Here is a 21,191-nt window from a genome sequence, read left to right on the forward strand (position 1 = left end):
GATACGTCAATGAAATAAGAAGCGACTGACAGGTTAAGGATAACCTGTTATGAGAAAATACATGTTATTACTAATTCTAAATCATGTCGTTGAGAAAATCAGGCGCTGATCGGCCCTGAATACGAGCTTTAGTATAACGCCAAATTACCATTTTCCTGGATACAGGCAATTGGGGAGCGACAGCGGATGTTCATGCAGAACTGCCATGGATCGGCAATTCGAAATTTTGAAACGATTCGTTTTCAAAATGCCATAAAAATCATCGCAATCACAATTGCGACTTTATCGTCGTTTGCTCACCATGCGCACGCTCAGGGACCCACGATGCTGCAGATGCCACCTCGTTCCCTGCAACGAGGCACTCCTCCTGCAACACGACCCTCCCGGAATCAACGCCAGTACGCACAACCACCTGCACAGATTCAACATCAGATTGCTCCCGAGTATCTTCCCCAAAATCAAATCCAGGTACAATATGGTTCTGCGCCGCAAGGGGTGATTCCGATTCAGGCTGCGGGAGATCAGTCGAACGGACCGAAAATCCAGATGGTGCAGGATACGGGGCGCATCACCCGGAAACCTCTGCCGACCCAAATCCGGTCGACCCCTGGTATTTTCGATGAGATGGAAATCATCATTCGTCGCAGTCAGTTGATCATTACGAATTCACGCATTCGGCGTTACGCGATTGCTGATCCTTCGATTATTGAATTCGTGACCTACTCACCTACGGAAATTTCCATCGTAGGTCTGGAACTGGGAACGACGACATTAACATTGTGGTTTGAAGGTGACGACACTCCGATCACTTATCTCGTGCATACGATTCAGGATCCCAGTCTGGAAGGCCAGCGGCGGATTGATTACGGAAAGCTGGAACGAAAAATCGCAGTCCTCTTTCCGAACAGTAAAGTCTATCTGATTCCTCTCTCGCGAAAAATTATTGTCAAAGGTGAAGCCTCTGATGCGACGGAAGCCGCGAATATTCTGTCCGTCGTTCGTGGTGAAGTGATCAACTACGAAGGTAACCTGGGAGGACCACAGGCTTATGGAGCCGGTGCTGCTTACGGGGGCGGTTATGGTGCAGGCGCAGGTTTACTGGATGGATTAGGAAACAATGCCTACGCGTCCTCATTTATTGTCAACATGCTGGAGATCCCGGGAGAATTCCAGGTGATGATCCATGTGACCATCGCGCAAATGAACCGTACGATGATGAGGCAGCTGGGTGTGGATTTGAGTGTATTGTTTGACGGCGGTCGACAGTTTCTCGGATCGTCCATGGGGGGAGTCCCCTCTACCTTAACGGGTATCTTTGAAGCCGGTGAAGTCAATGTTCTGATCAACGCGCTGGCCCAGAATGGTACCACCAAAATCATGGCCCGCCCGACACTAACCGTACTGAGCGGTCACTCGGCCAGCTTCCTGGCCGGGGGTGAGTTTGCAGTGCCGACAATTGTTGGCGTCGGTGGTGCCCAGGGAACTTCAACAACATTCCGCGGGTTTGGTACCTCGATTGTTGTGACGCCGATCGTCATTGATAAAGATCTGATTCGCATGCGGATCGTGCCGGAATACAGTCAGATCAATGATGGTAACTCGGTACAGGGGATTCCCGGATTGAATTCACGCAGAGCCCAGACCACGGTCGAACTCCGCGAAGGGCAGACTATTGTTCTGGCTGGTTTGTTTGGACATGATACTTCAACCGGGGTCACTCGTATTCCCTGGCTGGGAGAAATTCCGCTGGTGGGCAGCTACCTGTTCAGTTCAAAACAGTCGAGTCAGGGAGAGTCCGAACTGCTGATCACCGTGACTCCTCAACTCGTGAGACCGATGGAAGAGGATGAAGTTCCTCCATATCCCGGATTTGAAGTGACGGTGCCCGGCGATAAAGAATTGTACAAGTATGCGATGACGGAAGGTGCTCCTGACACAGCCGTTTACCAGTTGCAGCCTTACGGTCGCGGTGCCGGTCAGGGAATTGAAGTCGGTTATCAGCCGTTCAATCCAGCTCCTGCTTCACCTTACTATCCGCCTGCGGCAACGGGAACCTACCAGCAGGGACCTGCGGCACTGCCTGTTCCTCAATCACGTGGTTCTTTCCCGACGCAACCGACGCAACCAGTGAATCCACGCGGCCCGGTCCACTCGAATCAACATCAGCCATTACCTCCGCCACCAGCGCCTGCCGCCAGCGGACCACAGGCTTATGCTCCGGGACAATATCAGGATTCGCAGGCACAACAGCGTCCCCGCAGATTTACACAAATGATTAAAAACCGGTTCCAGAATAACGGGGCAGACAGCCAGAACAATTCGTTTATCCAGCCTGCAGGTTACGTCGATCCGAAAATGAGACGTGCCTCAGCGGAACCGCAGACGACTCAATCCAGATTTTCCCTGTTTGGCGGGGAGTAAGAATTCAGCTCTGATTTCAGGCTGAGATCAGCAAGTTCACAACGCGCTGAAACATCAATTAAATTTTAGAAACGAACTACGACACGGCTTCAGATCGAAGCCGCTCTCGTACTTTTAATATCCAGGCAGTGACTACGTTGTCGTAAAACAACTGAGGGACATGATGGTCCGTTTTTCAATCTTTCAAAAACTCGTTCTGACAACCAGCTGTATTTTGCTGGTTGCCGGTTGCTGCCGCTGGGGAGGGGGAGGCAACTGGGGCGTTCACAAGCGTTCTTATGCAATACCCGAAGTTTATCCTCTGGGCAGCGTGAATCGCGCGCATTACCATACGATGGAATCCAATGCGGAAGCCGTTGATTTTATTATCAACCGCAACGAATTTATTGATAATAGTGCCGAGCTGACGACAAACGGAAAAGATCATATTCTCGAAATCGGCGCCCGCATGCGAAGCGCTCCCTATCCTGTAATCGTCGAGCGTAGTGATAACAACTACGCTCCGGAACTGGACGCCTATCGACGCCAGCTGGTTGCCCGCATTCTGACCGATCTGGGTAATCAGGACGCCGACCAGCGAACGATTGTCTCGACTCCATACGGGCGTTCCCTGAATTCGCGCGAAGCAGAAATCGACTACTATCGCTTCATCTCGACGAGAGGAAGTCTGGGTGGTGGTTTCGGGGGCGGTGGCGGTTTTGGTGGTGGCGGCGGCGGTGGATTCGGTGGCGGTGGTGGTGGCTTTGGATTTTAATCAAATTTAAAGTCCGCACCCGTCAGTGAAGAAAGCTGATTGAAAGAACAATACAAAAACGTCGCAGTTCCTGCTGGGCTGCGGCGTTTTAAGTGTTTATATAGTAGTGGTTTATGCTGTTTGTGGTTCAGGCCGTTCTTACTGAGGTTACCTGGATCTGCCCGTTTTGATGGCGTTTCGGAAATTCGTATCGACATGATTTCCCGATCGACATAGAATCCGCGCCTGATACCTTTCTCTCTCACATCTATTCCTACCAAATCACAATATCACATATCTCCGCTTTCAATTGCATGGCAGAGTCTGAGCCCACTGGTGTTCCAGTCAGAAAATATCTGATTGTTTTCTGATCAGAAGTCTGGAATTCCCGTAGCCGATTCGGGTCATGATTGAGGGTACTTAGTCCATATCAAATTGAGTCGAATTAAACTGAGCGATCTTCCCTCGCTGAATCAAGGTTGATACCAGATGAAAGCTCGAATGTTTCAATATCTTGCTGTCCTGTCCTGCTGTTTTCTTCTGTTCAACGGTTGTCAGTCCGGTCCTTTTGCGCAAAGCATGAAGTCGACTGATGATCTGGCATCGAGCGCTGCAGAGAAAAAGAGCGAGTCAGATATCCAGAAGAAACTGAGAGTTGCCATGGCAGAGGAGCGGAAAAAAGGTCGACAGAGCCGGCGCACACGAAATGAGCAGCAGGATGACTCGGAACAACTGGCGGAGATTTCGATTCTGGATCAGAAAATAAATCCCTCTGCAGCCAAGACAGAATCCAGGGCACTGCCGATCAGTGCTCCGCAAACTTCACTTGCGCAAGCTGATGATGCGTCAGTACAACAGGAACTGAATCTGGCTTACGATGCAGATCGCTCAGGGAACCTCGAAAAAGCACAGGGGTATTATCAGCGTGTGCTGGTGATGGACCCCCATCATTTTGAAGCCCTGCATCGTCTGGCGATCATTGAAGATAAAAAGAAAAACTATCCTGCAGCAGAAGCTTATTACCTGAAAGCATTGAAGCTGGATCCTGCCAATTCGAATCTGCTGAGTGATATCGGCTATTCGTATATGCTGCAGGGACGGGATGACTACGGTGAAAAATATCTGCGAGAAGCACTCAAGTATCAACCCAATCATACGCGCTCGCTCGATCACCTGGGCTGGTACTATGGTCGCACGGGACAATACGATCAGGCGCTGGCTCTGTTTCGCATGACCAGCGGCGAAGCACAGGCGCGTCAGAAATTCGCACAACTCTTCCCAGGCGTCAATCCGGAGATGAATCAGGGTCAGATGAACCTGGCGCAGTCGGGGATGACACAACACAACGTACAGCGGGTTGCACCTGCGAATCTGTCAGCGGGCATTCAGCCGGTAGAGCAGGTTCAGACCGAACAGCAACAGCCGATTCAATATGCGACGGGACAGAACGGAATCGAGCAGTACCAGGCACAACCGGCAGCACCTGCCATGAATCCTGCAGGCCTGAATCCTACCCAGCAGATCGCAGAAATGATGCGACGCGAGCGGGATAAAGCAGTCCAGACCCGCGGCGCCGTTCAGGAACTGCCGGCCATCAGTCCACAGCGATCCATGATGCCACAGACAGCCAGTGCGCCACAGAACCCATTACCGTATCAGGAAAATCCACAGCATCTGGTGCATGCTCCTCAGCCTGCTCCTGTGCAGTATGTCGATCCTGACGCTCAGATTCAGGCGTGGCCTCCGGCAGGAGATCCGGGAATCAGTCAGGCCGTCGATGCCTCCAACTACTGGGCCATGAAGGAACAGCAGCAGAATCAACCCGTCCAGCAGGCACCACAGAATCAGTATCAGAATCAACAGTATCAGAACCAGCCAGGACAGGGATTTCCCCAGGCACAACAGGGGCAGTATCAGAACATGTCCGGACAGCAAATGCCACAGCAGTCGAGGCCCGTCAATATGCCTCAGGCCGGACAGCCTCTGTATGGCAATCAGTATCAGGTACCGGGACAGTTTCCCGATTATCGCATCAATTCCACTCAACAGAATCTGAATACGGAGAATCAGTATTCGGAAAACCTGCAGCAGAATACAGATCAGGCACAGCTTCAGGAAGCAGCGCGAGCGGGAATGAACGCAGGCCCCGGTCAGATGTTCCCGGTCGCGGAAGTACAACAGAATACAAACGGGAATTCGACTTTGATGAGTTCTCAGATGCAGGTAGGAACATTGATCCCGGCATCCGCACAGGTTCCGCAGCAGAATGTCTATCAAATGGGCGGTCAGAATATTCGCCAGGTGCAATATGATCCGTCGGCCTATCAACAGCAGCAGGCAGGTGGCGTTCGTCAGGCCGGCTATGAATACGCAAATCAACCTGCCGGACAGAAAGGTTATCAGGGACAGGGCATGCAGCCTGTGCAGAATGCGGGAGGCTTTCCCCAGTTGCCTTCGGAACTTCCACAATCAGCCATGTATTCCACGAATCCGGCTTTCGCGCCTGCGAACATGCGGACGACCAGTGCCGAGCTACAGCAGAGCGCGCAACAGGGAGCTTATCAGGCTGTTCAACAGACAGCAGATCAGAATCGGCAGCTGCTCATGAACCCGAATTCGAATCAGTCCGCTCCCTCGCGGTTTCAGTGGGGAGCACAGCCCGTCCCGGTTCCCGGTCAGTACTCGACTTCGCAGGGACAATATTAAATTACAACCCGCGATGCAGGAAATTGATTAACTGGCCAGCAGTTGCTGCTCCAGCGATTCGATAATGTCTTCGGTGGACCAGTCCTGCAGCGCGACCCGGATGGAATTCTGGTTTTTGAGCCACTGACGCACTTTTTTCTCGGCGAACATCACGGTGCTGTGATTGCGGCCGCCAAAAAAGTCTCCGATTTCGCTGTAGGCAGCCTGAGTCAGTTTCCGGGCAAGGAACATCGCCAGCATGCGAGGCTGACTGATATTGCGGGAACGACGAGACGAATTCAGATCGGCTTCCGAAATTCCGAACGTTGTGCAGACGATCTGTTTGATATCATCCAGTTTGACAATTCGGATACAGTCCCGTTCGAGGTCTGCCAGAACCTGACGCGCCATCGTGGTGGTGATTTTCTGTTTCGTCATCACATGCCAGGTCTGAAGGCAGTTCATCGCGCCTTCCAGTTCCCGCACATTTTGTGAGAACCGTCTGGCAACATATTCCAGTGCACCTTCGGTAATGGGTGTTTTGAGTTGCAAAGCGCGCTGACGGGCGATCTGCAGCCGCAGTTCTGTTTCCGGCGATTCTACCCGGCAGACAAGTCCCGAAAGAAAGCGGGTGGTGAGTTCTTCACTCATTTTCGTTAACAGACGGGGATGTCGGTCGGACGAAAAGATCAGTTGTCTGCCATGGCTTTCCAGGTGTTTGATCGTGTGTAGCAGTTCTTCCTGAAAGATGCGCTTGGATTCGAAAAAATCGATGTCATCAATGATCAGCACATCCACGTTGCGAAACCGCTGACGGAAGCTGGGCAGAGACCGTTCCTGTAAGGCTTTCGAAAAGTAATTTCCGAATGATTCTGCAGTCAGAAACACGACCTGCAGGGAAGGGTACTGTTGTCGAATCTTCCGATAAAATCCTTCCAGCAAATGGGTCTTTCCCAGACCGACTCCGCCGTGAATGAACAGCGGGTTATACAATGCGCCCGGTTGTTCGCTCGCCTGTAGCGTTGCCATGTAGGCAAGCTGATTCGATTTTCCTGTGACAAAGGTCGACAGATCGGCGAAGCGTCTGCCTTTGTAGGGGGACGGTTGTGCCGGTTTGTGTCCTTCATCGATGCGTTCTGATTTCCGTTCCGCCTGGGGCTGCGGTTTGCCAGCGGAAGTTTCTGCTGTCACTGTCGCAGAGCCAGGCTGATCTTTCGAACTCATCTCCTGGCGTGCCAGTACCGGATCGACTTCAAAGCGATATTCCGCTGCAGGTCCGATGCAGGCAATCGCTGTAGCATAGATCTCGGAGGAAAACTTCTTCTGCATCCAGGTCAGTAAGAACGGGCTGGCGACTCCCATGATGAGGAGATTGGCGTCCAGCTTGAGACTGACTTTTCCTGCGAACCAGTTCTGGTAACTGCGCTGACCGACTTGCTGCGCAAGCAATCGAAAGGCTGCTTGCTCGTCTGACTCGGTTGTAACAGGCCCCAGCTTGGCTTCCGTTGGTCGCCCGGCTGATTCAGCACAAAGCGTACCCTCCACTGCCAAAGACGTGGGTTGCATCTTGCACCCTCCCCCCGCGCGCAACATTCCCACCCATAATACAGGAAAGAGCGAAATCCTGCTCGTTCCGTATCGATCATGGTTGTGAGGTATATTAAGAAATGATGCGCTAAAAAGCTCCATTGTTTACAGCGCCGAAAAGATTTAAGGCATTGGTCTTGGACGACGCTGCGTTTACTCATTCAGTGGGACTGATACTAGCTTGAATCCTCAGAGAGTCAAACAGAAACGCGACGGATTTTTTACAGAATTTTCAGACCGAAATCAAAAGCGGTTTTACCAGCAGAAAATTGGAGTTTTCATCAAAAAAAATTTTAATGGACTCATCTTTCGCGTGTTCAAAACATGTTAATGAATTTTCGGTTTTTTTTCTGCGAAATGCGATCGCAGTCGCGCGTGCACGCTCAATGTGTTCTGTCTGATAAAACCTGATTTTTCATAAATCTTTATCGCGTAGGAATTTTTGTGATCGACGGCAAGCATCAGAGCAGACTGCTGATGGGCCTGCGCCTGTTGTAAACCAAACTCGATAAAAGCGGCACCATAGCCTTTCCCACGGTGTTCCGGCGCGACTCCCATGTAGACCACTTCCCAGAGTTTCTCGCTCCGATGTTCGGATAACAGAAGCACTCCAAGATCGTTGTTTTCACGCTGAAACAGGTACCAGTGCTGCTGGTCAGAATCTCCCGAACTGCGATGGGATTCCAGAGATTCTTCCGCTGTCCGGCAGTGATTCAGCGCCGGGCAGTCAAAAGAAAACTGATGGGACAGATCCAGCAGGGCCAGGAAGCGATTGCGATTTGTCTGTTCATCAAAGGGGACGCATTGGATCTGCTCCGACGCCAGCATTCCCTGGGCTGGCACATCGTTCAGAGGATGTCGCATGAACAAAAGATTCGTCAGGTGAGGGAATCCATTTTGCGTCAGTAATCGTCTCAGGTTCAGTTGTCCGGGCTCAAGCAACGCCTGGCCGATACTGACTTCAGACTGATCGATGCGGGCCGCCATCTCCTGCAGTAACGCTGCCGCGCAATCGGTCCTTGATGTAAAGGGGGGCCAGATAAATGCCGTCGCTGCATCGGTAAAGATCAGGACTCCCACTCCCAGCAGCTCTCCCCTTTCCCGGGCAACCAGCAGCTGCTTACGACCGTTCTGATCCGCTTTGATGGAATCAAGAAATTCCCTGATCTGCAGGTCCTGATCCACTGCATCTGCATCAGTGAAGATCAGTGCGGATGCTTCAGGCCACTCTTCCGGTGACGCTTGTGAGACGGTGATCGACATAAGCAGCGTGTAATTCCTGAGACAGATTCATGTCACCCGATTGATGAGAGGATATGACTTTGCTGATATCATAAAAAAAAGGCTGGTCGATTGACCAGCCTGAGTTCAGGAATGAGGAGTTGAACTTAAAATTTTACCGAATGCAACTGATGGGAACTCGGAGAATCATGGCGGAGACGAGGCAACTCGTATCCATAAGGGTTCGTCTGACGTTCCAGCGACTGTTTTGACGGCGAATCCCACGCCTGATCGGAAAAATCGCGGAGCGGAGTACTGCCGGCATTCAAAAAATTTTGATTCAGGTTCGGATTCAGCGGATGAATCGATTCCGTAGCCGGGGCAAATGACTGTTGCTCCAAGCGAGGTTTATTGGTAACCAGCATGAGCGCCAGACAGCAGGCAATGGTTGTCAGTGTCGGCAGCAGTACATTAAACCGCGTCGGCCTGTTTTTCCGGCGACGGGCGGCAATTTTAGCAGACACCTGAGGCCAGACACTATCCTGCAGAGAGGGGACAGGCGCACTGTCAAACTGATTTTGCAGGGCTTCGTAGCTTTTTTGCAGCTGATCATATTGTGAGCGACATTGCTCACAGTTTTTAAGTTGTTTTTCGAGTAGTTTGAGTTCGTCGTCCGAGAGATCGTTACCGACTGCCAGAGCGACGCGCGATTTCAAACCGTTACATTGTGCGCAGTACATGTCTTATTGTTCCTTGCCCGACATGGAGCTTTCTACGTTTTGACGATTAGACCACAGTTTCTGGAAACGGTTTCTTGCTTCTGCCAGTCGCCAGCGAATGGTTGCTTCTTTTCGGTCCAGGATCGCAGCGATTTCCGAAGTAGAAAAGTTTTCCAGATCACGCAATACGAGCACGGTACGATATTTCTCAGGAATTTCTTCAAGGATTGCCTGAACTTCCTGATTGATATCAATTTTATTCCTTGGATCCGGCACTGAGGGATCGAAAGGAGTATCCGAGGGACTGTCACTGAATAACAGCCACCAGCCTCTTCGCTTCTGTTTTCGCAGGTAGTCCAGCGCCTGATTGACACCGATCCGGAACAGCCAGGGACCAAATCTCCTGGATGTATCAAACTGATCGAGACGCTCATAGCTTTTCAGGAATGTATCCTGAGCCAGATCTTCTGCCAGGTCCGGGCTTTTGACGAACTGAATCAGCACACGAATTAATCTGCGCTCATAACGCAGGACCAATTCGCCAAACGCGCTGTCGTCACCCTTGCGAGCTGCTTCAACCAGACGAGCGTCACTGGTGACACCCCCCGATGGCAAAGAGTCTCGTTCCTCAATTTTTTTATCGACCATTTCTAACTGCATGTCTACCTCCCCTCTCCGCGTTATTTGACACGCTCTGTTTATTACTACGCCAGAGAGAGGAGAAATGATGGGAATTTAGTAAAGATTCTGGAACAGAATCCCATATTCTCCAAATCAATTCGCCTGTCTTTAATTATAACTTCCTCTCAATTGTTTTGGGGAGGAATCGTCGATTCTGTTTGATAATAGCGTAAGTTGTTTATTTTTATGTGTTTGTGGTGTTTGTTAACATCAATGTCTTGAAATATTAACCTAAATTTAGTGTCCGGGCGAATACATGAGTACCCCTGATTTCCTGAGTGAAGGGAGTGAAAAATATTTCTGCGATTTTTCAGTGACGAAGAATTTTCTCCCCAGGTCTACCTGTGAGAATTCCATGTTTCACTACAGCTGGGCTAAAACGTCCGATCTTCTCGTCTTGCTGCAGCGCTGCTGGATCGCTGATCGAAGCCGTTTTCGCTCCTAAAATTCGATTTCCGTAGCCCGATGTTTTGTCTCTGGAATCGTAGCGGCTGACGAATTCGTTTCTGCATTACATTTGCAGTAGGATTTGTTATTCTGGTCTGGAGAGACCTTTGAACTGAGCCTGTCAATTACATCCCGTCGGTAGCGAGAGGACCTTTTAATGATGCAACGGAAATATTGGAGTGGAATCTTCAGCGCTTTAATTCTGCTTACAGGCTGTTCAGAGGAAAAGTCACCCTCCCCCGACTCCAGAAAAGACGCTTCAGATCAAACCAGTGCGAAGGATGCAGACATGAATACCGGAAATGATTTTCAGTTGACCGTTCAGGAAGAGCCTTACGGAACCACCGCGGATGGTCAGGAGATTACTCAGTTCCTGCTGTCAAATAATAAAGGGACCAGCGTCAACGTGATTAACTATGGCGCGATTGTGACCTCGGTTTACCTGCCCGACAAAGAGGGGAAATCAGAAAATATCACGCTGGGTTTTGATTCGCTGGCCGCTTATGAGAAAAAAGGCCCTTATTTCGGTGCCATCTGCGGACGTTATGCCAACCGCATCAAGGACGGAAAATTCTCTCTCAACGGTAAAGAATATCAACTGGCTCAGAATAATCCTCCCAGTCATCTGCACGGCGGCGAATCGGGCTTTGATAAAAAAGTCTGGGCGGCAGAAAGTTTCAGTACGAAAGATGAAGTCGGCGTGCGGTTGAGTCTGGTCAGTCCCGATGGGGAAGAAGGCTATCCCGGCAAACTGACTTTGAAGGTCGTCTATTCTTTGAATAACGATAACGAACTGAAAATCGATTACACCGCGACCAGCGATCAGGAAACGCCTATCAACGTCACCAATCACTGTTACTGGAATCTGGCCGGTACAGGGACTGTTCTGGATCATGAACTGGTTCTCAACTGCGATCAGTATCTGCCTGTGACTGACGAAGCGATTCCGACCGGGGAGCTGAAGCCCGTCAAAGGGACTCCGATGGATTTTACGTCAGCTCATAAAATTGGTGAGCGGATCGGTCAGGTGGAAGGGGGCTATGATCATTGCTGGGTGGTCAATTCCAGCGAAAAGCAGCCCGCCTTTTGTGCCCGGGTCAAAGATCCTGCGTCGGGTCGTGTGATGGAAGTTCTGACAACCGAACCTGGCGTGCAGTTCTATACGGGGAACTTTCTGGATGGTACACCGGCCAGTGGCGGTTATCCGAAAAATGGCGGGCTCTGTCTGGAAGCACAGCATTTTCCGAATTCCCCCAATCAGCCGGAGTTTCCCAGCACGATCCTCAAGCCGGGCCAGGTTTACGAACAGACCACGATCCATAAATTTTCCGTAGAGTAAAACAGCAATTGCCTGGCATGCTGTGGCTCAGGTGAGGAACAGTCATGAACGCCGAACGTATTGCTGCTGATGCGAAACCAGGACGCGCGGTCTGGATGATCGTCTGCCTGTTCTTGTTCTTCACTTCGGGGAATCTGCGGGCAGAGTCTCTCCCGGTGGAAGCAGTGGAAGGACAGCCGCTGGCGGCAAATGTCAAACGCCTCATTTCTGCGCTGGATTACCTGGGAGCACCGTTACCCGCGCCTCTGGTTCAGAAACTTAACACTGCCTGCGATCAACGGGATGCTGCTGCGATTCAACGATTACTCGATGCGGAAGTCCTGTGCCTCGTTTCACTGAACCCGGAAGTACGGACAAAAGTCGCCCGGGGTCCTGCCGACGCTGTTTTGCAGCAGGGGGGCTTTACGCCGTTTGTGGTGAAGGTAGTCAATCAAAGTACGGTGACCAGGCAGTTGCAGATCTCCAGTCCCCAGGCAGGCCCCGTGTATTCGGGAGCCGCTTTGAATTCTCTCAAGCGGCAGGCCCAGCCGGAATTGAACCGGAACGAAAACAAGGCCAGCGCCACAGATCGTTTTCTGGAGGTCGAACTGTTTCAGGCGAGTCCGATGACCGTCAAGCTGAGTGGACTGGAAGTCGAATATGTGCTCGCGCTGATTTACTGTCATGAATCGGGGAAACGGGAAGCGACACTCGGTTTTGATGTTGGAGCGGGCACGCAGGATATCGGCTTTCGTGGCGAAGTGCCGGTGCTGTTTGATGTGCGCCCTGCGGTTCCCGTGAAACTTGCCATCAAAGACTTTGACGGAGCACCTACCGCGGCGCGGCTGATGTTTCGAGATGCGCAGGGACGCGTCTATCCACTGCAGGCCAAACGGCTGGCTCCCGATTTCTTTTTTCAACCCCAGATTTATCGGCAGGATGGTGATACCGTGATGCTGCCAGCCGGCGAACTGGAGATGGAGTTCAGTCGCGGTCCGGAATATCAGAGGCTGACTCGAAAGGTCAATGTCTCTGCAGAAGCCGAGCAGACTCTGGAAGTGAATCTGAAACGCTGGGTGAACCCCCGCGAGTTCGGATTTTATTCCGGCGATCATCACATTCATGCCGCCGGCTGTGCCCACTATGATAATCCCACTAAGGGAGTCACGCCTCAGGACATGTTCAATCAGGTCAAGGGGGAAGGATTGAATGTCGGCTGTGTGCTGACCTGGGGACCCTGCTTTGATGTCCAGCGGCAGTTCTTCGCTTCGACGGCTGATCGGGTCAGCGAACCTTTGACTCTGCTCAAATACGATCTGGAAATCAGTGGTTTCGGCTCGGCAGCGTTGGGGCATGTCTGTCTGTTGAACCTGCAGAATCAGACATATCCCGGCACCCTGGGAACTACGACCGGCTGGCCGAGCTGGACGGTACCCGTACTGCGATGGTGTAAAGAGCAGGGGGGCGTGACCGGTTTTCCTCATTCGGCATTACGCGTCAATCCTCCTCTCGCGGCGCAACGATTAATTCAGGAACGGGATCAGGACCAGTCGCAGACACTCAGTTCGGAAGAAGCGGCAACAGGACTCCTGCCTGCTGCCTTTTCGACAATTGATGCGGATGGAAACAGTCAGTTGTCTCTGGATGAATTAACGCAGGCTCTGGAAGAGGCCGCGGATCAACTGCCGAACCTGGCGGTTCCCGAAATGAACGGGGGTGGTGCAATGGAGATTTGTGTCAGTACAGCGGAAGGGGTTTGTGACTTCATCAGTGCGATGGATACCGAACGCGTCCCGGAATGGAATACCTGGTATCATATTTTAAACTGCGGTTTTCCATTGAAGGTGAGTGGCGAAACCGATTTTCCCTGCATGAGCAGCCGGCGCGTTGGTCAGGGGCGCGTTTACGTGCAACTCGGTCAGCAGACGGAAGTCGATTTCACACAGTGGTGTCAGGGAATCCGGCAGGGACGCAGTTATGTTTCCGACGGTTATGCGCATGCGCTGGAGTTCCAGGTCAATGAGGTCGCGCCTGGTTTTGAAGAGATTCAGCTGGAACAGCCGAGCCGGGTAAAGATCGCAGCGAAAGTTGCATTCGCGCCTGAAACGCCGCGGGCGGTTGCCTACGGCCTGCTCGATCCCCCCGAAGGTCGCCGGGCAGCGGGAGACACGCGCGTGCTGCATGCACCGCGCAATTCCGAATATGTCACCGCCGGGAAACGACTCGTGGAGATTGTGGTGAATGGAGAAGTGGTAGCGAAGCAGGCCGTTCCCGCCGATGGAAAAATTCATTCGCTGCAGTTTGATGTGCCGGTAGAGACCAGCAGCTGGATTGCGTTGCGGCAGTTTCCTCAACTGCATACCAACCCGGTGAATGTCATCATCGCGAAACAGCCGATCCGTGCTTCACGCGACAGCGCACTGTGGTGCGCGGAGACCATCAAGCTGCTCTGGAAAAATCGACATCTGAAAATTGCAGAATCAGAACGACAGGCAGCAGAGCAGGTTTACCAGCGCGCCATTCAGACGTATCTGCAGCGCGCGGAAGCAGCAGTGAATTGAAACCGATTACTTGCGACGATTTTCTACGCGAACGGTTACTTTCTGACGCTGGTCGCGTGATCGCTGCAGATATTTCTTACCGGCAAACAACAGGCCAACAAATGCAGCGACGCCGATAAACGGAATCAGGTGAACCGGCTCAGTCAGATAATGCAGAATTCCATTGGGATTGGCAACTTCCTGAGTACCGTGTCCCGGATGAGCAAACAGCTGTGGGCACTGGGCGAGAGTAAACAACATAACCAGTGTCAGTTTGAATCGGTTCATTTCAAAACTCTTTCTGAATACAGAGATGGCAGTTTATCACGCTGACTGCCCGGCCGGTTATTCTAGGAAAATCACGCCTGGGACTCAAGAGTCGAACAGAGATCTGGTTACTCAGAATTCAGTTGTTGGCTGAGTATTTCAATCGCATCAGTGTAAACGTCCAGTACCTGGGCCCGTTCCTGTTCATCGGCAAACAGAAACTGTTTCGCAATTTTTTCTCGATTTTGTGTCATTTCTGTCAGAAATGCCTGCGACTGTTTTCGAATACGCAAAATCTGCCCCTCCCATTCCAGGTAGACAGGACTGGTATGAGAAAAAAGTTCGCGGCCCAATTCGTTGAGCGGAGTTTTCTGCTGCCGTTCCGGATCGGGGGGAACGGAGGGGGACGGTGTGCGTAAGGCGATCCATCCGGGACCACTGATGGGAATGCGCTGATCAATGTGCGCCTCGAAGTGATTACCCACCGGTGATGAGGGCTGAGTCAGAATGATGTTTCCGTTGTGGATCAGCTCGATTTTCTGGAAATCCACCCGTCCCCGTCCTGCCGCCTGGATATGAATCTGATTCTGTGCCGCCGTCAGTTTCAACTGGTCACCTGGCATTTGATCATTCACGCGCAGGTCCAGTAATGGTCCATTTGTAATGAATGTGCGACCTGCCCGCAGGCTGGTTAACCAGGAGGATGTCGTAACCGGACCCGTTTGTCTGGCATAGACGCGTGAGAAATCATATTGAAACCAGTCGGTTCCGGTTGAGAAGGGGATTTTAAATCCGGCGTTCAGATACTGGTAGTAACTGTCTTTGAACGAACTGCGGGTACCGCCATCAAAAATATTAACCGCATGGACTTTACCCTGAACGATATTCGGGGTGGCCTCCAGCCCCCAGGCATTGTGGCACCAGATGATGGTGGCATGATCGCGTGCCGCGGTATCGATGCCTCGCGTCAGGGGAATGCCATCGGTTCCCTGTTTCATGATACCCGGACCGATGCTGACCGGCTGGATCAGCTTCTGAATGTCCAGCAGCATGACGTGGCCGTAACCTTCATCAAAGCCGGAACTATTGTGCCGATGCTCCTCGCCCCAGCCAAACCGGACGCCGGCACTCTCTGAGAGGGAATCCAGGTCCGATTTGGTATACCGGTTGGTGATATAAGTTTTATCTGCAATCGCGCGTTCCAGATGGGAAATAAAAACCAGATCCAGTCGGTCGGCGGCAGGAACCTGGGTCAAATAGTTGTCACATTCCTTGCGAGTCAGTTTCATCAGATGCAGGTGCGTGTTCGCAGATTGATACCGCGAAGCGAGCTGAGAAAAAGGTTTGAGCTGGAGCGTGATCTTGCGGGAAAACTGTCCCCTGAGATCGACTGCCTGACGACAGAGTTCGGTTTCCAGTCCCGAGATTGCTTCCAGTGTGAGTTCAGTCTGCGGGACAGTGAATTCGATTTCATCTGGTATTACAGACCAGCTGTGAATACCCGTCGCTTCTGATTCCGGCGTGCGGTTGATGCCGGTTCCCCGATTCAGCAGATCAGAAAGAGGAATTGTTTGCCCCGTCGCATCCACGACTCGCAGTAATCCGGGCACTGTACGTTCCTGTCCCTGTTGGAACTCGACCAGCCGCAGCTTGAGTCTGCACACCGGTTGTTTCTTCTCCGGATGCTTAGAATCAGATTTCACCGGGACCTGCAACAGAGCCAGATCCGCTGATATGGTAGAGAGGGAGCTGGAAAACCCGACCAGCAAGGCTAAGAGCAGGATAGTCCGGGTGAGGTAACGACGCGAGATCTTGAAATACATCATGGCGACCTTGTCAGCAGCAGTCAGCGCAGGTGAATGAATCGGATTCCTTCAGGTTAGCCGTTGCCTGCACGACTGCAAAGCCCGATCTCATGTTTCGGCAATAAAAAACGACCAGTCAGTTGATCATCTGACTGGTCGTTGCTGGCGGCGCCTTCTGTTCGCGTTGCCAAAAATGAGAGGGGGTTATTCGAAGCTGGTCAGTTCTCCCCCCCGGATACTCGAGAGTGACTGGTAAACGGTCTTGTCAATGTTTTCGGTGATGAATCGTACGCGTCCATCGCCAAACAGGAACTGAGCTCCCCCCGTGTGGTGGCTGCTGAAATCATCGAAGTGGGAAGCCGGATCATTCGGAGGATGGTCGGTAGCACCGAGGATGCGGGCAAATGTTTCTTCCCCTTCGGGAACGGCACCTACCCAGGTTGAATACCAGCCATTCGCAGGATTGGTTTTTCGTTCTCCCACAAACAGGGTCTGTGATGTGCCATCGGTAATATCTCGAAAACGGGTATTGCTGTTCTGGTAAAACAGCCCCGTACTGCGGCAGTTGGTGCCGGGAGAGACGGATTCGCAATCGTCCAGTTCATCACTGCCGAATACGCCGATGTAGTTGGCTCGCGCCAGTTTCGCCAGCACGGTTCCCGGACTGCCTTCTTCTTCCAGTTCGAATGTGTTGGGACCGGGGTCGGAAGGGCAGACATAGGCAGTCAGGACGATATCAATCATGCCCGGAGTCTGAGCACCATCATTGATGTCGAGATTGAAATTGATCTTATTGTAGATATTGCTCTGGTCCATGAAGGGGAGGATCATTGTTCCCCAGCCCCAGCCGCTACCGTATTCCACATTCGGACCCACACCAGGCTGCACACCAATCCAGCCGGAAGGGAAGCAACTGTGGGTCTCATGGTAATTATGCAGGGCCAGTCCGATCTGTTTCAGATTGTTTTTGCAGGTGCTGCGACGGGCGGCTTCCCGTGCCTGCTGGACTGCGGGTAACAGTAAGGCAATCAGGATCGCAATAATGGCGATCACAACCAGAAGTTCAATCAGGGTAAATCCACGTCGTGCCGGCTTGATACTCTGCATCACGCGACTCCAGGTCTGGCGGGTAGAAATCTAAACGATTATTGACAATGCAATCATTGTTACATAACAATTGCAGAAGTCAATGTCTAATGCAAGTAAATTGCAAAAGAGTATTGTGTGCGCAACTAACCCTGTTTGCGATTCATGGCGGCCCGGATAAGTAATATACGCCGTTCCTGAATGCACTGCTGGAAAGAACGGAAACAGAAGTAGATTTGTCTGTTTTTCGCGGGTTTCGGGTCATTTCAAGCAAGAAAATTCCGTCAAGTAAATCAGGGAGAGCAGGTTTGATGCGGATGTCTGTAGTCGAGACAGGCATATTTCCGCACCCGGGCGACGGAATTGTGAAATATTTATGAATGGATGTACCGGCGAAGTGGGCAGGCGGATTTCCAATTATAGTTTCTGTAGTTAAGATAGAAATCCGTAATCACCTGTTCCCTGTTAGAAACGAACCCCCGAGATTCGATGAATACACGCCTGTCCGATTCCTATGCTTATTGCCAGCAACTGGCAAAACAGAATGCGGGGAACTTCTATTATTCGTTCCTGGCTTTGCGGAAAGAGCAGTTCCAGGCGATGTGTGTTTTATACGCCTACATGCGCACGGTGGACGATCTGGGGGATCAGTCAGAATTGAGTCTGATTGATCGCGGAGATGCATTACGAATCTGGCGACGGGAGCTGCACCTGCTCCTCGAAGACGAGAGTGTTTCCGCTGCGCCGCCTTACCATCCCTGTTTCCCTGCGCTGCTGGATGTGATTCAACGTTATCGGATCCCCCATGAGTATTTTTTCGCGGTGATTACCGGCGTTGAATCCGATCTGCAGCCGGTCACGTTCACGACCTTTGAGCAGTTGAAAGAATACTGTTACCACGTAGCGGGAGTGGTCGGCTTATGCTGTATTCATATCTGGGGCTTTCACGATGAGCAGGCGTTCGCAGCCGGGGTCGAATGTGGTCTGGCGTTCCAGCTGACCAACATTCTGCGCGATCTGGCAGAAGACATTCAGATGGGCCGTGTCTATTTACCCCAGGAAGATTTGAACCGCTTTGAATACACCCGGTCAGACATCGAGGCACAGGTTTACGATCAACGTTTTCGCGAAATGATGCAGTTCGAAGTCGAGCGTGCCCGCAGCTATTACCAGAGTTCAGAGCGGCTGTTTGATTATCTTTCTCCGGAAGGGCAACGCATCCTGAAAGCCATGCATCGTATTTACGGCGGTATTCTCTCTGAAATGGAACGCATGGACTTTAATGTCTACGCCACCCGTTTTGGTCTCCCCCGCTGGCGCAAACTGCTGATCGCCGGCGAAGCGATTGTCGCCGCCCGCTGGTTTTCGCAGTGAGCCAGTTTCGGGAAAAAGGGGCTCTCTTCACAGTTTTAAAATCCATGATTTGTTGAAGCAAAGTCGAGAACATGACTGACGAGACAGCAGCCCCCCAAAAAAGTAATATCAAGATATATGTGACTATTCTGCTTGTGCTCCTCGGAGTGGTCAGCTGTGTGCAGTTGAGTCATTACTACGTTCGGCTGCCGGAAATTCAGAGGCTGGGGGTGTCCGGGCACATGAAAAAACAGGCAGAACAGGCCGTTCAACTGGCTCATGATCAGTTCGATGTCGAGCTGGATTACTCACCGGAATCAGTTCAGGAAGTTGAGAAGATACTCGCCAGGGAGCGTGAACATTATCTGCGGGATTCCCGCGACCGTCGTTCTCTCGCTCCCGTAGCCTGGTCTAATCTGTGGGGGGCTTACATTGGAGAGGTCATCAAGTCCGTCAAAAAGAGTGAATGGAAGTATGATCCGGAAACGGAAATCGTCACGCTCCAGTTTACGGACGAGATTGACAAGCCGGAATTCATGCCGATGAAGTGGTGTTATCGTCGCATCGCTGAAGGCAAGCCGGAAAATAATGTCTGGTATCAGTTCCTGCTGGTGACCCTCGACCCGCGGGCCCGTGAGTTTCGCGAAGCACTCGAACAACAGGCCACACCTGACGAAAAAGTTGATTCAGCAAACAAGGATTAGTGTCACCTCTCGTTGGTTTTCGTAGAGAGTCGATTCTCGAATCCGAATGGAAACCATGTGATGACTTGAAAATAATAGTTGAGGGAATGGGATGAATGGAAAAGTTTATAATTGATGTATCGTATTCACAGATTGCAGTGTTTAACAGCGAATTGGAGAATCCCTTCAACGACTGGACTGACCAGCATGTGCTTCAGGGGTTCAGCTGGCGTGAAGAATCCGTTTCATTCAAAACACTGATCGAAGCGGGACCGATGTCTGTGGAAGTTCGTAAATCAGAAACGCTGCCGATTCCAGATGGTATCAGGGCGATCACAGTCCCGTTTCATGTTCCAGTCGGCAAAAATCTGGAGATCGCTACCATTACAGAAGGGCGTGTCGTTGGTTTAGCGGGGGGCCATTATCAACTGGTGTTTGAGACTGGTTACTCAGATGATTTATGCTGGAGTCGGTTTACGTTTATACCTGACGGATCACAGATACCGGAAATATTAATTGCCGATAACGAGATTGATGTGACGAATGAACTGATTATGCATGCAGACTAGGCTTAAGGTCCGCAGTCAATTGAATCAGCGATTATATTGAAGCTTCATCAATACAAGTTTACTCTCATTATCTGTAAGGAGTTTCATTGATGAGTAAGAAAAAAAAGTTTCTATTGTCCCTGCTGGTGTTTCCACCAGCTTATCTGGCAGTGCTGCTGACGCTTGATCTGAGATATTATGATGCAAGCGAAATGGCTTATACGATCCCGTTGTATCCTTACCCTACCTACTTAAAAGTTGTGTTATCCATACTCAGCTGTATCAGTTTTATGATTGTGGGAGCCATGACCTGGGACGTTTCAGAGCCGAAAAAAGAGAACCAGGCCGGTTCAAACGCTCTCATTCAGGAAAACGAAATGAAATCGGTATCTAAGGGTTAGCATCGCCGCTCGCTGGGCTTCGTCGTGATCAAGCAGTGGAAGAGACTGTATCTCGTGTGCAGACCTGCTCTCAATGAATTCACCCTGACTACAGAGTTTGATTCTCTTTCAAGAACAAATCCGCTTTCATGACTTTCCCTGCTTCCGTCACGAGGTAGACAGGAGTCTTTGACTGATCCCCTTTGGAGAGAATCTTTCGGAAGTCCGCTTCGGAAAGCGTTTCCTGTGAGGTCCAGTCATCCCGGTCCATTGGTAAAAAAGCGACCACCCAGTCGCTTGTTTTGCCTTTCACATCTTCGTAGCTGGTTTTCATCCGGATGGCGCGGAAGCTGGTTAATGTAGAGGTCTCGCTCTCATCTTTTCTGAAGATGATTGACATCTCCGGATCGCGCAAAGGTACCGGTGTCGGCTGGTTGAGGATGTCGTTCGTTTTTTCCTGCATAAAAAAATCGGGGAATGTTTCTGACAGCAGAACCCGCCAGCTCCTGTTGTCGTTGATCGCATCAGTGAAAACGGAATTTTCTTTCAGGGATTCGTAGTTATCAAATCCCAGGGAAAGTTGCTTCAACTTGTTTTTGGCAACCGAAATAAATACTTCCTGCCGGGTCTCCTGCAGGGATGTGACGCTGACATAACTCAGTGAGAGTGTGAGCAGACCGAGGATGATAAAAATGTGACGCCTTTTCATGTCTGATC

Annotated in this window: 17 protein-coding genes; 9 read left to right on the forward strand and 8 right to left on the reverse strand. The window is 51.2% G+C overall.

Features of this window, described 5'->3' with window-relative positions:
* The first annotated feature begins 186 nt into the window (after positions 1 to 186).
* The 3 genes from ACN0YN_RS22825 to ACN0YN_RS22835 all read left to right on the forward strand — a co-directional run bounded on the left by ACN0YN_RS22825 (position 187) and on the right by ACN0YN_RS22835 (position 5,860).
* The gene (locus ACN0YN_RS22825) at positions 187 to 2,421 is read left to right on the forward strand and encodes a type II and III secretion system protein family protein (RefSeq protein ID WP_417387333.1); all 2,235 of its coding nucleotides are present in this window, start codon (positions 187 to 189) and stop codon (positions 2,419 to 2,421) included.
* 160 nt (positions 2,422 to 2,581) lie between these two features.
* A complete protein-coding gene (locus ACN0YN_RS22830; protein ID WP_417387334.1) occupies positions 2,582 to 3,175 on the forward strand; it encodes a hypothetical protein in 594 nt (197 codons plus the stop codon).
* A 468-nt stretch (positions 3,176 to 3,643) separates the two neighbouring features.
* Positions 3,644 to 5,860, forward strand: coding sequence for a tetratricopeptide repeat protein (locus tag ACN0YN_RS22835; protein ID WP_417387335.1), 2,217 nt, complete (start codon positions 3,644 to 3,646; stop codon positions 5,858 to 5,860).
* A gap of 27 nt (positions 5,861 to 5,887) precedes the next feature.
* Here ACN0YN_RS22835 and dnaA read toward each other — a convergent pair whose 3' ends face one another.
* The 4 genes from dnaA to ACN0YN_RS22855 form a co-directional block, all read right to left on the reverse strand.
* On the reverse strand, positions 5,888 to 7,405 hold the full coding sequence (dnaA, locus tag ACN0YN_RS22840; protein WP_417387336.1) for a chromosomal replication initiator protein DnaA: 1,518 nt from the start codon (positions 7,403 to 7,405) through the stop codon (positions 5,888 to 5,890).
* A gap of 348 nt (positions 7,406 to 7,753) precedes the next feature.
* Complete coding sequence (locus ACN0YN_RS22845; protein WP_417387337.1) at positions 7,754 to 8,689, reverse strand: GNAT family N-acetyltransferase; 936 nt, start codon at positions 8,687 to 8,689, stop codon at positions 7,754 to 7,756.
* Between the two features lie 125 nt (positions 8,690 to 8,814).
* Positions 8,815 to 9,387 (reverse strand): anti-sigma factor family protein, encoded by a 573-nt coding sequence (locus tag ACN0YN_RS22850; protein ID WP_417387338.1) that lies wholly within the window; start codon positions 9,385 to 9,387, stop codon positions 8,815 to 8,817.
* Between the two features lie 3 nt (positions 9,388 to 9,390).
* Entirely contained in the window at positions 9,391 to 10,026 is a 636-nt protein-coding gene (locus ACN0YN_RS22855) for an RNA polymerase sigma factor (protein WP_350197989.1), read from the reverse strand.
* A 757-nt stretch (positions 10,027 to 10,783) separates the two neighbouring features.
* Here ACN0YN_RS22855 and ACN0YN_RS22860 point away from each other — a divergent pair.
* Positions 10,784 to 11,833, forward strand: a complete 1,050-nt coding sequence (locus ACN0YN_RS22860; RefSeq protein WP_417387339.1) for an aldose epimerase family protein — start codon at positions 10,784 to 10,786, stop codon at positions 11,831 to 11,833.
* A 44-nt stretch (positions 11,834 to 11,877) separates the two neighbouring features.
* Positions 11,878 to 14,373: a CehA/McbA family metallohydrolase gene (locus tag ACN0YN_RS22865; protein ID WP_417387340.1), complete on the forward strand. Its 2,496-nt coding sequence runs from the start codon at positions 11,878 to 11,880 to the stop codon at positions 14,371 to 14,373.
* Between the two features lie 6 nt (positions 14,374 to 14,379).
* Here ACN0YN_RS22865 and ACN0YN_RS22870 read toward each other — a convergent pair whose 3' ends face one another.
* The 3 genes from ACN0YN_RS22870 to ACN0YN_RS22880 all read right to left on the reverse strand — a co-directional run bounded on the left by ACN0YN_RS22870 (position 14,380) and on the right by ACN0YN_RS22880 (position 17,531).
* Complete coding sequence (locus ACN0YN_RS22870; protein ID WP_417387341.1) at positions 14,380 to 14,640, reverse strand: hypothetical protein; 261 nt, start codon at positions 14,638 to 14,640, stop codon at positions 14,380 to 14,382.
* A gap of 107 nt (positions 14,641 to 14,747) precedes the next feature.
* Complete coding sequence (locus ACN0YN_RS22875) at positions 14,748 to 16,445, reverse strand: CehA/McbA family metallohydrolase (RefSeq protein ID WP_417387342.1); 1,698 nt, start codon at positions 16,443 to 16,445, stop codon at positions 14,748 to 14,750.
* A 183-nt stretch (positions 16,446 to 16,628) separates the two neighbouring features.
* Entirely contained in the window at positions 16,629 to 17,531 is a 903-nt protein-coding gene (locus ACN0YN_RS22880) for a DUF1559 domain-containing protein (protein WP_417387343.1), read from the reverse strand.
* A 468-nt stretch (positions 17,532 to 17,999) separates the two neighbouring features.
* Here ACN0YN_RS22880 and ACN0YN_RS22885 point away from each other — a divergent pair, with 468 nt between their 5' ends.
* The 4 genes from ACN0YN_RS22885 (at position 18,000) to ACN0YN_RS22900 (ending at position 20,495) form a co-directional block, all read left to right on the forward strand.
* The gene (locus ACN0YN_RS22885; protein WP_417387344.1) at positions 18,000 to 18,884 is read left to right on the forward strand and encodes a phytoene/squalene synthase family protein; all 885 of its coding nucleotides are present in this window, start codon (positions 18,000 to 18,002) and stop codon (positions 18,882 to 18,884) included.
* Between the two features lie 71 nt (positions 18,885 to 18,955).
* Positions 18,956 to 19,567 (forward strand): hypothetical protein, encoded by a 612-nt coding sequence (locus ACN0YN_RS22890; RefSeq protein WP_417387345.1) that lies wholly within the window; start codon positions 18,956 to 18,958, stop codon positions 19,565 to 19,567.
* Between the two features lie 95 nt (positions 19,568 to 19,662).
* Positions 19,663 to 20,115, forward strand: coding sequence for a competence protein ComJ (gene comJ / locus ACN0YN_RS22895; protein WP_417387346.1), 453 nt, complete (start codon positions 19,663 to 19,665; stop codon positions 20,113 to 20,115).
* Positions 20,116 to 20,204: 89 nt separating this feature from the next.
* Positions 20,205 to 20,495: a hypothetical protein gene (locus tag ACN0YN_RS22900; protein ID WP_417387347.1), complete on the forward strand. Its 291-nt coding sequence runs from the start codon at positions 20,205 to 20,207 to the stop codon at positions 20,493 to 20,495.
* An 88-nt stretch (positions 20,496 to 20,583) separates the two neighbouring features.
* Here the strand turns inward: ACN0YN_RS22900 and ACN0YN_RS22905 are convergent, their stop codons facing one another.
* Positions 20,584 to 21,183, reverse strand: a complete 600-nt coding sequence (locus ACN0YN_RS22905; RefSeq protein WP_417387348.1) for a hypothetical protein — start codon at positions 21,181 to 21,183, stop codon at positions 20,584 to 20,586.
* Between the last annotated feature and the right edge of the window lie 8 nt (positions 21,184 to 21,191).

The organism is Gimesia sp., assembly GCF_048260065.1.
Classification (GTDB): Bacteria; Planctomycetota; Planctomycetia; order Planctomycetales; family Planctomycetaceae; genus Gimesia.

Bases quoted from the DNA above. Each gene is read 5' to 3' on its own strand.
- ACN0YN_RS22825 (WP_417387333.1), top strand. From the start codon at position 187: ATGTTCATGCAGAACTGCCATGGATCGGCAATTCGAAATTTTGAAACG.
- ACN0YN_RS22830 (WP_417387334.1), top strand. From the start codon at position 2,582: ATGATGGTCCGTTTTTCAATCTTTCAAAAACTCGTTCTGACAACCAGC.
- ACN0YN_RS22835 (WP_417387335.1), top strand. From the start codon at position 3,644: ATGAAAGCTCGAATGTTTCAATATCTTGCTGTCCTGTCCTGCTGTTTT.
- dnaA (WP_417387336.1), bottom strand. From the start codon at position 7,405: ATGCAACCCACGTCTTTGGCAGTGGAGGGTACGCTTTGTGCTGAATCA.
- ACN0YN_RS22845 (WP_417387337.1), bottom strand. From the start codon at position 8,689: ATGTCGATCACCGTCTCACAAGCGTCACCGGAAGAGTGGCCTGAAGCA.
- ACN0YN_RS22850 (WP_417387338.1), bottom strand. From the start codon at position 9,387: ATGTACTGCGCACAATGTAACGGTTTGAAATCGCGCGTCGCTCTGGCA.
- ACN0YN_RS22855 (WP_350197989.1), bottom strand. From the start codon at position 10,026: ATGCAGTTAGAAATGGTCGATAAAAAAATTGAGGAACGAGACTCTTTG.
- ACN0YN_RS22860 (WP_417387339.1), top strand. From the start codon at position 10,784: ATGAATACCGGAAATGATTTTCAGTTGACCGTTCAGGAAGAGCCTTAC.
- ACN0YN_RS22865 (WP_417387340.1), top strand. From the start codon at position 11,878: ATGAACGCCGAACGTATTGCTGCTGATGCGAAACCAGGACGCGCGGTC.
- ACN0YN_RS22870 (WP_417387341.1), bottom strand. From the start codon at position 14,640: ATGAACCGATTCAAACTGACACTGGTTATGTTGTTTACTCTCGCCCAG.
- ACN0YN_RS22875 (WP_417387342.1), bottom strand. From the start codon at position 16,445: ATGATGTATTTCAAGATCTCGCGTCGTTACCTCACCCGGACTATCCTG.
- ACN0YN_RS22880 (WP_417387343.1), bottom strand. From the start codon at position 17,531: ATGCAGAGTATCAAGCCGGCACGACGTGGATTTACCCTGATTGAACTT.
- ACN0YN_RS22885 (WP_417387344.1), top strand. From the start codon at position 18,000: ATGAATACACGCCTGTCCGATTCCTATGCTTATTGCCAGCAACTGGCA.
- ACN0YN_RS22890 (WP_417387345.1), top strand. From the start codon at position 18,956: ATGACTGACGAGACAGCAGCCCCCCAAAAAAGTAATATCAAGATATAT.
- comJ (WP_417387346.1), top strand. From the start codon at position 19,663: ATGGAAAAGTTTATAATTGATGTATCGTATTCACAGATTGCAGTGTTT.
- ACN0YN_RS22900 (WP_417387347.1), top strand. From the start codon at position 20,205: ATGAGTAAGAAAAAAAAGTTTCTATTGTCCCTGCTGGTGTTTCCACCA.
- ACN0YN_RS22905 (WP_417387348.1), bottom strand. From the start codon at position 21,183: ATGAAAAGGCGTCACATTTTTATCATCCTCGGTCTGCTCACACTCTCA.